Raw genomic sequence first — 13,044 nt, forward strand, 5'->3', positions numbered from 1 at the left:
GTGCGCTGATTAACCTGGTCGGGATAAATCCCGACCCTACGCGTAGGGTGCGCATTGATGCGCACCGGGTTTACAGTTCTGCTAACAATCGATGCAACAAGGGGCCAATCTGCTCGAACATCTGCGGTGAAATGATATCCACGTGGGCGCAATCCATCGGCCACACTTCCAGTTCACCGACATACGGTGACCAGGCGCGTCGCGCGTCCTGCCCCGGTTGCTGCGTCTGCTCCGCCAGGAACAGCGTCGCGCGTCCGGTAAAGTGGGCGCTGCGGGCGGTTGCCAGCAGGCGTACCGAGCTGGCGTAGTTGGCTTCGATGGTATCGAACATCGCCTGCATCTCTTCACCCGCCTGGTGACGCTGCGCGGCAATAAACTGCTCACGCTCACGGTTCACTTCTTCCAGCACGGCCGGATCCAGCACGTTCTCGCCACGTTTTTCATCCCAGTTCTGCGTCTCCGGCGGCCAGGTATCGAGCAGGCCAAGGAACGCCACTTCTTCACCGGCGGCCGTCAGCCGTGCGGCAATGCCCTGTGCCAGGGTGCCGCCCAGCGAATAACCAATGAAGTAATAAGGACCGTGCGGCTGCACCTCGCGCAGGGTACGCAGATGGGCGTCACAAACCTCGTCCAGATGCGTGCTCTGATTCAGCGGGCTGTCGGTATCCGGCGACTGAATACCCATCAGCGACCAGCGGGGGTCAAGATAGCGTTGCAGGATGCTGAACTGCCAGGCAAAACCGGAGGCCGGGTGGAAGCAGAACAGGTTGGGTCCATTGCCCTGACGCAGCGGCAACACCGCTTCGAAACCGGCCTGTTGGTGGGACTGCGTATCGCTCAGGAGTACCGCCAGCTTTTCAACCGTCGATGCGACCATAATCTGACCCACGGATACCGGCTGTTGCAGCTCCCGACGCAGTTGCGCGGCCAGGCGCATTGCCAGCAGCGAATGGCCGCCAAGGGCAAAGAAATCATCCTGTGCGCTGATACTGTCGCGGGCCAGCAGCTGGCAAAACGCCGCTGCCAGCTGGCTTTCCAGCCCTGGGTGAGGCGCACGTCCGGCGCTGGCCGTGGCGGCCTGCGGCAGCGGCAGGGCTTTGCGATCCAGCTTGCCGTTGCTGCTGAGCGGGAAGGCATCCAGCTGTACAATTGACACCGGCACCATATGGGCGGGCAATTGCTGAGCCAGCGCATTACGTAGTGCTTCGCCATCAACCGCATGGTCGGCAATCACATAACCCACCAGCTGACGGGCATCGCCCTGCGCCGCAGCACCACCCAGCACCACCGCGTGCGTGACTGCCTGATCAATGCCAGGCTGCGCGCACAGCACATGATCGATTTCATTGAGCTCGATACGCTGGCCGCGAATTTTCAACTGATCGTCACTGCGGCCAAGATATTCCACCGCGCCATTGTCCAGCCAGCGTGCGACATCGCCGGTGCGGTACATACGTTCACCGTTGCCCGCCGGATCGGCGACAAAACGGCTGGCAGTGAGATCAGGACGTCCCAGATAGCCATGCGCCAGCTGGATTCCGGTCAGATAGAGATCGCCAGCGACACCAGGCGGCACCGGTTGCAGGCGGGCATCGAGAATACGCAGGCCGGTGTTCCATACCGGATAACCGATCGGTACGCTGGCTCCTTCAACCGCCGCCAGAGCTTCGCCAAACGCCGGATACCAGCTGACATCCACCGCCGCTTCCGTCGGACCATACAAATTGTGCAGCGGCACCCGGGTCAACTGTTCCCACTCGCGTGACAGATCGGTCGGCAACGCTTCACCGCTACAGAAGACGCGGCGCAGGCTGGCGCAGCTCCTGATGGCCGCATCATCCTGCAATGCCGCGACAAAGGCCGCCAGCATCGAGGGAACGAAGTGGGTGGTGGTCACCTTATGCTGCGCGAACAACTGTTGCAGGGCTTCCGGATCGCGATGGGCTTCCGGCGGGGCCATTACCAGCTGCGCGCCGACCAGCAGCGGCCAGAAGAATTCCCACACCGAAACGTCAAAGCTGCTCGGGGTTTTCTGCAGCACCACATCATCAGCTTGCAGCGGGTAGTGATCCTGCATCCACAACAGACGGTTGACGATGGCTTCATGGCCAACCAGCACCCCTTTGGGACGCCCGGTCGAACCCGAGGTATAGATGATATAGGCCCCGTCCTGCGGTTGCGGCGCGCTGGCTGGGGCTGGGGCATGCAGCTCAGAGGAGAGCGTATCGAAATGCAACTGGCTGACCGGCGCAATGGCCGCGAAGCGTGCTGAGAGCGCAGCCGAGGTAATCAGGGTTTGCGGTGCGGCGTCTTCCAGCATCAGTTGCAGACGGTCGTCGGGATAACCGGTATCGAGCGGCAGATAAGCGGCACCCAGTGTCACAATCGCCTGTAACGCCAGCGACAGCTGCACCGAACGCGGCAGAGCCACCGCCACGATATCGCCACGTTGCACGCCAGCACGACTCAGCTGCTGCGCCAGCGCAAAGACCTGCTGCTGCATCTGACGATAGCTCAGCTGATGTTGTGCATCGGCCAGTGCCGGGGCCTCCGGGGTGCGCGCGGCCTGACGCGCCAGCAGTGATGCCAGCGTTTCAGCCGGTAGCGGATGCGCGGTGTGATTGATATCAGCCAGCTGGCGATGTTCCTCTGCCGTCAGCAGATCCAGCTCACCACACGGGCGCTGCGGGTCCGCCGCCAGTTGCGCCAGTAACAAGGCGAAACGACGACTATGACGTTGCAGAGTGGGCAGAGTGTAGCGCGCCGCATTCGCCAGCAGCTCCAGCGTCAGTTCACCCTGCTCGCTGATGTAGATGGCAATTTCCAGATCGCGCACCGGGCCGGATGCCAGCTGATGGGTAATCCCCTCAACACCGGCGAAATCCAGCTGGTAGTCAAACATCTTCAGGTTAATCACCGGTCCGTAAAGCGGATCGCCATCACCGAGACGCCCGAGATCGCGCATCACCTGTTCAGCATCGTAACGCTGGTGGCGGCGCATGTTCTTCACTTCATTGGCTAACTGCGTCGCCAGCGTAGCCAGCGGTTGTGCCGGATCGTAATGGATCGCCATCGGCAGCACGTTGATCACCGGACCGGTGGCGCAGAGCGCGGCCGAACCGATACGCCGCATAAAGATAAAGCCCGCGGAGAAAGCGTTTTGTCCGCTCAGGCGGGCCAGCCATAGCCCCACCAGCGCGAAAGCGAGATCGGCAGCGCTATGCTGAGGATGCTGGCTTACCAGTGTCTGGAAAGTGGCACGATCCAGCGTCAGGCTATGGCGCAGTAGATCGGTACTGGCGCTTTGTCCTGCCAGTGGCTGCGGTGACAGTGAGGCGGGCGCAGGCAGGCAGGCCCCTTTTTCGCGCCAGAACTGGCTGTCACGCGTGAAGGAAGTGGATTGCTGATAGCGCTGATACTCTTCCACCACCTCGCTAAAGGGAATAAAGGGCGTTGGCTCCGCTTGTTGCTGCTGTGCCCAGGCGCTGTACAGATTGGCGATGCGGCGCGTCAGAGCGGTAAAGCTGAACCCGTCCACCACCAGATGATGATAACGCTGATACCAGAACCAGTGCTGCTCACCCAGCCGGAACAGGCAATGATGATACAGCGGTGCACCGCTCAGCACGCGCAAATCGCCGTTCATATCGTCGCGCATCAGGGCGCGGGCTTTGCCAGCGGGGTCGGCTTCTGTACGCAGATCGATGACCTGAGGCAGGCTAAAGTTCTGCGCCTGCGGCCATTGCAGCGCCTCGCCGTCAACTTCGCCAAACGCCATGTTTAGCGTATCGGCTTCCTGCATGCCCGCAATAATCGCTTTGCACAGCAGGGTGCTATCGATATCACCCTGCAATTCAATAAAGTGTGCGACCGCATAGGCGTTGTGATGGCGAGACAGCTGATCGGCAATCCAGATACCGGGCTGTGCCGCCACCAGCGGCAGGGTTTGCTGTTCGGTGTGGTGTCGGTTCATCAGGGATTCAGACATTGTCGCTCCGGTTGGTGTCCTGCGTCAGCGGCCGGATATCCTGCCAGTTTTGTTCCAGCCAGCTCAGACAAGCGGGCTGCGGCTGTGGGCCAAACACGGTTTGCCAGCCAGAGGGGAGGGCGCTGAACGCGGGCCATAAACTGTATTGTTGCTGCGGATTGCGCAGCACCAGACAATCCTGCTGCGGATCGTCAAAGGGATTGCGATGTTCCATGTCGGCTCCTGCTTGTTTAATGCGGGGTCGGATTGCGCCACAGCGCTTGCAGGCCATCCAGCAGACCACCACGCCAGCACAGCGCATCGTGTCCGCCTTCCACCGGCTGGTAATCCACCTGATAACCGGCCGCCTGCAACAACTGCTGCAATTGCTGATTCGCCTGCAAAATCAGCCCCTCACGAATGCCGGCTTCCAGCCAGAAACGCAGTGGCTGATGTGGTGCCAGGCCCTGTTCCAGCTGCTGAAGCAGCCAGCCGTGCGGGTTGCCGCGTTCCGGCCACCAGAAGGAACCGGACAGGCTGATGGCATTGCCAAACTGCTGTGGCCAGTGCAGCGCCGCGAATACCGAGGCGAGGCCACCAAAGCTTTGTCCGGCCACCACGGTGCTATCCGCCTGTTGCCGGTACGGTGCCCACTGCGCGACCTGAGGGAGCAGCTCTTCCTGTAAGGCTTGCCAGAACAGGGCATTGCACGGCAGCTCGCGGCTGCGATGTTCGCGGTCGATGATGTCAATAAACAGATATACCGCCGCAGGCAGCGCGCCCTGGTCGGTAAGTTGTTGCAACGGACCGGCAATCGGCATGCTGTGCGCCCAGAACTGCCCATCGAGCAAAATCGCCAGCGGTCGCTGCCGGGGTTCAGCCTCGCCAGTGCAGTACAGCCAGACCGAACGGCTGTTGCCCAGTAAGGCGCTGTCCCAGCGATATTGCTGTAAGGAGATTACAGGGGCACGGCCTTCATCAATGGCGCGCCATACCTGTTGATTGGGGGCCTGTGGCAGATGCAGGGGAGAAACACCCATACCGCGTCCACCAGACCAGCCACGCAGGGCATTGAGCGGATCGGCCTGGGCGGTGGGGAATTTATCGCGCCACCAGTTGCGCAGGGCATACATGTCGGCATCACCGGCGAAATCGGTCGCCTGTGTATCCGGCATCAGACAGTAACTGCCGCGCCAGTTCGCTGGCAGGCGGGTTTGCCAGTACCAGACATCGCTATTGGCGACGCGTACCAAAGATTGTGGGGGGCGGTGCTGGTGGTGATCGGTTACGCCGGTGATATTGATCCACACCCGCTGCGTGCGCGACTGCGTTTCATTGCCCTGCGGATCGCGCCAGAAGAACGTGACCTGACATGTGCCATCCACTTCTCCCTCGACATACGGGATGCCTTTACGTTGCTGCTCCTGCCACCAGGCTTCACTGCCGGTTATCTCGTTTAGCCAGGTCATAGGTGCTGCCAGTCGCCGTTTACTCAAGGATCTTTTCACAAAGGTTACAGATAATACTATTGATAATTATTTGCATTTGCAATAGGGTGTTTCCGCTCATAAATGAGCACGCTCGTTCCGCCTGTCACCTTTCTCACAAAGGAAGGGATGCGCGACGGATGGCACTGCCAGGTTTGGGACAGGGCGACGATAAAGGATTGTGACTTTCTCACCGGCGCGCCAGTTACGTTTGCTGGCAATCCAGGAACGAAAAAATGAAAAAATATTCGCGTTTATCATTAGCCATTCTGATTGAACTGGGGCTTCTTTCCGGTACTACCTGGGCAGCAGAAACCTCCAGCAGCACGACTACCAGCACAGACGCCGCTTCCGTGGATGGGGGCACCATGATGGTGACCGCCCAACAGCAGACATTGCAGGCTCCCGGCGTTTCTACCATTACCGCCGATGAAATCAAAAAGCATCCGCCAGCGCGCGATGTGTCTGAAATCATCCGTACCATGCCGGGCGTTAACCTGACCGGTAACTCCACCAGCGGCCAGCGCGGCAACAATCGCCAGATTGATATCCGTGGTATGGGCCCGGAAAACACCCTGATCATGGTCGATGGGATGCCGATCACCAGCCGTAACTCGGTACGCCTTGGCTGGCGTGGCGAGCGTGATACGCGCGGCGATACCAACTGGGTACCGCCAGAGCTGATCGACCATATTGATGTGATCCGTGGTCCGGCAGCGGTGCGCTACGGTAACGGCGCAGCGGGCGGTGTGGTGAATATCATCACCAAGAAAAACACCGACCAGCAGTGGCACGGTTCCTGGAGTAGCTATTTCAACGTACCGCAGCACAAGGATGAAGGCGCGACCAAGCGTACCAACTTCAGCCTGCAGGGGCCGCTGGGCGATGACTTTAACTTCCGCTTGTACGGTGGCTTAGCCAAAACGCAGGCCGATGCCTACGACATCAATGAAGGCCATGCCGCCGATCGTACCGGGACTTATGCGGGCAGCTATCCGGCTGGACGCGAAGGTTCCGTCAACAAGGATATCAATGCGTTACTGAGCTGGGCGTTTGCGCCGATGCAAACCCTCGAATTGCAGGCAGGCTATAGCCGTCAGGGCAACCTGTATGCCGGTGATACGCAGAACACCAACACCAGTACGCTGGTGAAAAGCCTGTATGGTGATGAGACCAACCGCCTGTATCGGCAGAACATCTCGCTGAAATGGACCGGTGCCTGGGACAACGGTATCAGCACCAGTACCTGGGGACGCTACGAGAAAACCCGTAATACCCGTATCAATGAAGGTCTGGCGGGCGGGACCGAAGGTATCTTCTCCAACAGTGGTTTTAACACCATCCAGCTCGACGACATTATGCTGCACAGTGAAGTCAGCATTCCGTTTGAATGGTTGGTTAACCAGACCGCAACGCTGGGTACTGAGTGGAATCAGCAGCGCATGAAGGATCCTTCTTCAACCACCCAGGCAGCCAGCTACGGTAGTGTACCGGGTATCTCGAATACCGGACGCAGCCCGTATTCCCAGGCTGAAATCTTCTCGCTGTTTGCTGAAGACAACATGGAGCTGACAGACAGCACCATGCTGACGCCGAGCCTGCGTTTCGATCATCACTCGATTGTTGGCAACAACTGGAGTCCGTCACTGAACCTGTCGCAAGGACTGGGTGATGACTTCACGCTGAAGATGGGGATCGGTCGTGCTTATAAAGCCCCGAGCCTGTATCAGACCAACCCGAACTATCTGTTGTACAGCAACGGTCAGGGTTGTGCTGACGCGTCCAGCGCCTGTTATTTGCAGGGTAATAAAGACCTGAAAGCAGAAAACAGCATCAACAAAGAGATTGGTCTGGAGTGGAAACACGAGGGCTATCAGGCCGGTCTGACCTGGTTCCGCAACGATTATCGCAACAAAATCGAAGCAGGGATGGTTTCAACCGGTACCGCGTCTAACGGCACGACCAACATCTACAAATGGGAAAACGTACCGAAAGCCGTGGTTGAAGGGCTGGAAGGCACCATCAATATCCCGTTCTCTGACACCGTAACGTGGAATAACAACTACACGTATATGCTGCAGAGTAAGAACAAAGAGACCGGCGATCGTTTGTCGATTATCCCGCAATATACCCTGAACTCGACGCTGAGCTGGCAGGCAACGCAGGATCTGTCACTGCAAACCACCTTTACCTGGTATGGCAAGCAAGTGCCTAAGAAGTATGACTATCATGGCAACCCGGTTACCGGCAGCGCCACCGATCAGGTCAGCCCTTACTCCATCCTGGGTATGAGTGGTACCTATGATGTGAACAAGTACGTCAGCGTCACGCTCGGTATCGACAACCTGTTCGACAAGCGCCACTGGCGTCAGGGTAATGCCCAGACCACCGGCAACGCGACGACTGGTGCGTATCTGTATGGTGCCGGTGCGAACACCTACAACGATTCAGGTCGTACTTACTACATGAGCCTTAACACTCAATTCTAATTGAGATGATGAGGCAAACGGCAGCGGGCAATCAGGCCGCTGCCGTCCTTCCGGTTAACCAGTTCCAGGCTGCCGTGATGCATCTGCACGATACGCAGCACAATATTCAGACCCAGACCACTGCCACCGTAACGTTGATCGCGACGGCGGAAAGCCTTCGTCAACTCCTCTGCCGCACTGGCTTCAATGCCGGGTCCCTGATCCCATACCTCAACAATCACCTGGTCTGCTTCTTCGCGTAGCAACACCTTCACTTCACTGCCTTCCGGGCTATAGCGCGAAGCATTTTCCAGCAGATTACGCAGCATCAGGCGCAGCAAAACCGCTTCACCCTGTTGCGGCACATCCTCGCCCTGCGGCCAGAACAATTGCTGCTGACGCTGGGCGTAAAGTTCGGCCATTTCCGGCTGCAACGGCTGCATGATGTCCTGTCGCCAGTGCAGCTGCTGATAGTGACCGCCGGCCAGCGCCTGACCAGCACGCGACAGCATCAGCAATTGTTCAACCGTGTGCATCAGCTGGTCGATACGTTCCACCAGCATTTCACTTTGCGGGACGTTTTGCTGTTGCAGCAGCTCCAGATGCAGGCGCAGCCCGGCCAATGGCGTGCGTAATTCGTGGGCGGCATCGGCGGTGAACAGGCGTTCCTGTTGCAGCGTATGATCGAGACGCGACAGGAGTTGATTGATCGAGGTGGTCACCGCCACGATCTCTTCCATCTCGGAATAGAGCGGCAGCGGGGACAGATTATCGGCAGAGCGATGGGCGAGGCTGCTTTGCAACGACTTCAGCGGGCGGATAATCCAGTTGATGGCCCAGAAGGAGAACAGCAGCGTCAGGCACACCATCACCAGCGAAGGCAGCAGCAGTGAGGCAATGGCTTCGCGGATCTCGTTTTCGACGTGATCGTTACGTGCTTTGGCGGTGAGGGTTTCATTCACCAGGAAGCCAATCTGTTCGCGGCTTTCGTGCCACAGCCAGATGGCGCTCATGATCTGGCAGGTGAGCAGAATCAGCGCCAGCATGATCAGCAAGCGCTGACGCATGCTATTCATTCGCGTTCTTCCAGCCGATAACCGACGCCACGCACGGTCTTGATACGATCTTTGCCGAGTTTACGGCGCAGATTGTGAATGTGGACTTCCAGCGTGTTGGAGCCGGGATCATCGTTCCAGCTGTAGAGATCCTGCTGCAGGGTTTCGCGGTGCACATTTTGCCCGACACGCATCAGCAGACGGGTCAGCAGCGCGAACTCTTTCGGAGTGATTTCCAGCGGCTGGTTTTCCAGCAGCACCTGCTGAGAACTGAGGTTGAGGGTGAGGTCACCCTGCTGCAACAGGTTATCGCTATGGCCCTGATAGCGGCGAATCAAGGCCCGCACACGTGCCTGAAGCTCCACCAGCGCAAAGGGCTTCACCAGATAGTCATCAGCACCGGCATCCAGCCCATCCACTCGATCTTCCAGCGCATCGCGGGCGGTGAGAATCAGTACCGGTACGGCGATGCCATCGCGACGCCACTGACGCAGTAGCGCAGCACCGTCACGATCGGGCAGACCAAGATCCAGTACGATCAGGCTGTACTGGCCGCTGCGCAGCAAGGCATTGCTTTCTGCGGCGCTGGCGGCACAGTCGACAGCGTAACCCTGGGCGCTCAATGCCTGGGCCAGGCCCGATTGCAGCAGCGCATCATCCTCAACGATTAACAGTTTCATCAGTTGTTCTGGTAAATGTCCTTGTAGAGGCGGCTTTCAAAACGCACCAGCGGAATGCGGCGTGTCTTCTGATCTTCCGGCGGTACTGCATAACCGGACAGATACTGGACAAAGGCAACGCGCGCGCCGCTGGCAGTGGTAATGAATCCTGCCAGATTATAGACGCCCTGCAGCGAACCGGTCTTCGCCGATACCTTACCATCAACGCCAGCTTCATGCAGACCACCACGATATTGTAGCGTGCCATCGTAGCCCGCCAGCGGCAGCATGGAGATGTAGTTCAGCGTTGAATCATTTTTGGCGATGTATTGCAGCACCTGCATCATCGTACTGGGCGCGACCAAATCATGACGTGACAGGCCGGAGCCGTCTACCTGAATGGTGTTGCCGAGATCGATACCGGCTTTTTCGCGCAGAATACGGCGCACCGCATCAGAACCGGCACGGAAGGTGCCTGGAACGTTGAAGTAATGGTGGCCGATGGTGCGAAACACGGTGTCGGCAATCATATTGTCCGATTTCTTCAGCATGGTATGCAGCAAATCGTGTAGCGGTGCGGATTGCGTGGAAGCCAGCACCGTACCCGGCGACGTGACCTGCGTCTGACGCACCAGATGGCCGCTGTAGTCGATATCCGCAGCACGCAGTTCATCTTTCAGGATCTCGCCTGCCCAGGCTGCGCCATCCTGCACCGCAAAGGCCAGCGGCAACGGTTCGGCACGCTGGCGCATGCAACCGGTCAGGGTGTAGCGATTCAGTTCGCCTGGTACTACATCCAGCTCGCAATATTGTCCTTCGCCGCTGTTGGGGCCGAGGGTTCGTACCTGGCTGAACATATGCGCCGGATAATAGGAGGCGATGCGCACAAAGGCGGTTTCGCCCGGCTTGCTGGCGCTGTAGAGCGAAACGGAGAAACAGTTTTTATCGACGATGGCAGCCCCTGGTGGTGCGCTGAAGCATTGCGTCAGATCGTTCCACGGCCAGCCCGGAGCCATATCGTGGCTGGCGAAGACCGAGGTATCGATCACCAGGTTGCCTTTAATATGGGTGATGCCCTGCTTTTTCAGCGTGGCGACCATGTTGCGTAAATCCTGACGACTTAACGTCGGATCACCGGCAAAGCGCGCCACCAGATCGCCATTCAGGGTGCCATCGCTGACTGCGCCCTTGGTTTCCAGCGTGGTCTGAAAACGGAAGTCTGGCCCGAGCTCCAGCAATGCCGCCAGCGCGGTCACGACCTTCATGGTACTGGCGGGTAACGCCATTTGTTTGCCATGAAAATCGATTATCGGGGTTGATGCGCCCACTTTTTGTACCATCAGCGCCAGGTTTGCGCCGTCTGGTAAATACTGCATGTATTCCTCAACGGGGGCTGCTTGTGCCTGCAGCATAAACGCACAGGTTAATCCGGTAACAAGTCGTGAAAATCGCATAATCTCGCGGTAACTGACGGGTGAAGGCGACAATACTACGTCCCCGGACGGTGCAAAGTAAACGATGACCCACAGGGAACTCTGGGGTAAAATACGTATCAAAATGCAAAACCAATCCTGACCCGGAAAGCTTTCCGGGTCAGGATTCTTTTGCTTGTGAAAATGAGGTAACGCGCCGCAGAAGCTGTTTTCTGCTGTCACCGGTCAGGATGACGCTGTTAACCAGGAAAGATGACGAGGAGCCAAAATGAAACAGATTCCGATGACTTTAAAAGGCGCTGAAAAGCTGCGCGAAGAGCTGAACGAACTGAAAACCGTTAAGCGTCCGCGCATCATCGCCTCTATCGCCGAAGCCCGTGAGCACGGCGATTTGAAAGAGAATGCCGAATACCATGCTGCCCGCGAAGAACAAGGGTTCTGCGAGGGACGTATTCAGGAGATCGAAGCGAAACTCTCCAATGCGCAAGTTATTGATGTGACTCAGATGCCGAAAACCGGTCGCGTCATTTTTGGTGCTACCGTGCAGGTGCTGAACATCGATACCGATGAAGAATCGACCTACCGTATCGTGGGCGATGATGAAGCCGATTTTAAACAAAATCTGATTTCAGTGAACTCGCCGATGGCGCGTGGTCTGGTCGGGAAAGAGGCGGATGACGTCGCGATCATCAAAACACCGGGCGGGGATGTGGAATATGAGATCCTGAAGGTGGAATACATCTAATATATTGCTACGCTTTGAAATGCGTTGCTGCATATTGTAAAGAAAGGAAAAAGGCCGCATAGCGGCCTTTTATCCCATGCAGGAGCATGGCACTTTCTCTGCCCGCCTTACGAACGAGGCAGAGAAATCTTGCTCTCTTTTGCAGGGCGATACAGCACCAGCGTTTTGCCGATGACCTGTACGTTGCAAGCTTTGGTTTCGCGGACGATAGCGTCAACGATCAGGAGCTTGGTTTCACGATCTTCCGAGGCAATTTTTACCTTGATCAATTCGTGATGCTCTAGCGCCTGTTCGATTTCGGCGAGCACGCCTTCAGTCAGGCCATTACCACCCAGCATAACAACGGGTTTAAGCGGATGGGCAAGGCCTTTCAGGTGCTGTTTTTGTTTGGTACTCAGATTCATCGTATTTTTTTGCTTACTTAGGGATTGAAAACGGTTCATTCTACCGCCATCTCGGGTATATCGCCAAATCAACGCAACCCATGCGTGCTGATTTATCGCTACGATGACGATTTAACTGGAAAAATTATGACGGGTAAAAAGCGTTCGGCCAGTTCCAGTCGCTGGCTTCAGGAACACTTTAGCGATAAATATGTGCAACAGGCACAGAAAAAAGGGTTGCGTTCGCGCGCCTGGTTTAAACTTGAGGAAATACAGCAGGGTGACAAGCTGTTCAAACCCGGTATGACAGTGGTCGATCTGGGAGCTGCACCCGGTGGCTGGTCGCAATATGTGGTACAACTGATTGGCTCGAATGGCCGTATCATTGCCTGTGACCTGCTGCCGATGGACCCGATTGTCGGTGTTGATTTTCTGCAAGGCGATTTTCGTGACGAAGCAGTGCTGAAAACGCTACTGGAACGTGTGGGAGACGAAAAAGTGCAGGTGGTGATGTCGGACATGGCGCCGAACATGAGTGGTACACCCGCAGTTGATATTCCGCGTTCGATGTATTTGGTAGAATTGGCGCTGGAAATGTGTCGGGATATCCTGGCTCCAGGCGGCAGTTTTGTGGTGAAAGTGTTTCAGGGAGATGGCTTCGATGAATACCTGCGGGAAATTCGCTCCCTGTTTACGAAAGTGAAAATTCGTAAGCCGGATGCTTCGCGATCACGTTCGCGCGAAGTGTACATTGTGGCGACAGGGCGCAAACTATAACCAGAATTACAGGAATCAAAGCAAGGCGACCAATGCGTTTACACCGATGAGAATTCTGACTTTCAGGGTA

The 13,044-nt window shown here is 57.2% G+C and carries 10 protein-coding genes; 3 read left to right on the forward strand and 7 right to left on the reverse strand.

The window, feature by feature from the left end:
- Positions 1-70 precede the first annotated feature (70 nt).
- From CUN67_RS02350 to fes, 3 genes are read right to left on the reverse strand one after another with little or no spacing between them, the layout of a single operon-like run.
- Positions 71-3,988, reverse strand: a complete 3,918-nt coding sequence (locus CUN67_RS02350; protein WP_208713846.1) for an enterobactin synthase subunit F — start codon at positions 3,986-3,988, stop codon at positions 71-73.
- A complete protein-coding gene (locus tag CUN67_RS02355; RefSeq protein WP_084872228.1) occupies positions 3,981-4,202 on the reverse strand; it encodes an MbtH family protein in 222 nt (73 codons plus the stop codon). Before CUN67_RS02355 ends, CUN67_RS02350 begins: the two co-directional genes overlap by 8 nt.
- A gap of 16 nt (positions 4,203-4,218) precedes the next feature.
- Positions 4,219-5,436, reverse strand: a complete 1,218-nt coding sequence (gene fes, locus CUN67_RS02360) for an enterochelin esterase (protein WP_208713847.1) — start codon at positions 5,434-5,436, stop codon at positions 4,219-4,221.
- Positions 5,437-5,690: 254 nt separating this feature from the next.
- Between fes and CUN67_RS02365 the strand changes: the two genes are divergently transcribed.
- Complete coding sequence (locus CUN67_RS02365) at positions 5,691-7,943, forward strand: TonB-dependent siderophore receptor (RefSeq protein ID WP_208713848.1); 2,253 nt, start codon at positions 5,691-5,693, stop codon at positions 7,941-7,943.
- On the opposite strand, the gene pmrB is transcribed toward CUN67_RS02365, so the two are convergent.
- The 3 genes from pmrB to dacB are packed head-to-tail and all read right to left on the reverse strand — an operon-like array spanning position 7,940 to position 11,090.
- Positions 7,940-8,998: a two-component system sensor histidine kinase PmrB gene (gene pmrB / locus CUN67_RS02370; RefSeq protein ID WP_208713849.1), complete on the reverse strand. Its 1,059-nt coding sequence runs from the start codon at positions 8,996-8,998 to the stop codon at positions 7,940-7,942. The genes CUN67_RS02365 and pmrB overlap by 4 nt on opposite strands.
- Positions 8,995-9,657 carry a two-component system response regulator PmrA gene (gene pmrA, locus CUN67_RS02375; protein WP_084872237.1) on the reverse strand — a complete coding sequence of 221 codons (663 nt, stop codon included), beginning with the start codon at positions 9,655-9,657 and terminating at the stop codon, positions 8,995-8,997. Before pmrA ends, pmrB begins: the two co-directional genes overlap by 4 nt.
- Positions 9,657-11,090, reverse strand: a complete 1,434-nt coding sequence (gene dacB, locus CUN67_RS02380) for a serine-type D-Ala-D-Ala carboxypeptidase (RefSeq protein ID WP_208713850.1) — start codon at positions 11,088-11,090, stop codon at positions 9,657-9,659. Before dacB ends, pmrA begins: the two co-directional genes overlap by 1 nt.
- Positions 11,091-11,337: 247 nt before the next feature.
- On the opposite strand from dacB, the gene greA reads away from it, so the two are divergent.
- Positions 11,338-11,814, forward strand: coding sequence for a transcription elongation factor GreA (greA, locus tag CUN67_RS02385; protein ID WP_084872242.1), 477 nt, complete (start codon positions 11,338-11,340; stop codon positions 11,812-11,814).
- 107 nt (positions 11,815-11,921) lie between these two features.
- Here the strand turns inward: greA and yhbY are convergent, their stop codons facing one another.
- Positions 11,922-12,218, reverse strand: a complete 297-nt coding sequence (gene yhbY, locus CUN67_RS02390; protein ID WP_208717052.1) for a ribosome assembly RNA-binding protein YhbY — start codon at positions 12,216-12,218, stop codon at positions 11,922-11,924.
- 126 nt (positions 12,219-12,344) lie between these two features.
- Between yhbY and rlmE the strand changes: the two genes are divergently transcribed.
- The gene (rlmE, locus tag CUN67_RS02395) at positions 12,345-12,974 is read left to right on the forward strand and encodes a 23S rRNA (uridine(2552)-2'-O)-methyltransferase RlmE (protein ID WP_084872247.1); all 630 of its coding nucleotides are present in this window, start codon (positions 12,345-12,347) and stop codon (positions 12,972-12,974) included.
- Positions 12,975-13,044 lie beyond the last annotated feature (70 nt).

The sequence above is a fragment of the Pantoea cypripedii genome, assembly GCF_011395035.1.
GTDB classification, from domain to species: domain Bacteria; phylum Pseudomonadota; class Gammaproteobacteria; order Enterobacterales; family Enterobacteriaceae; genus Pantoea; species Pantoea cypripedii_A.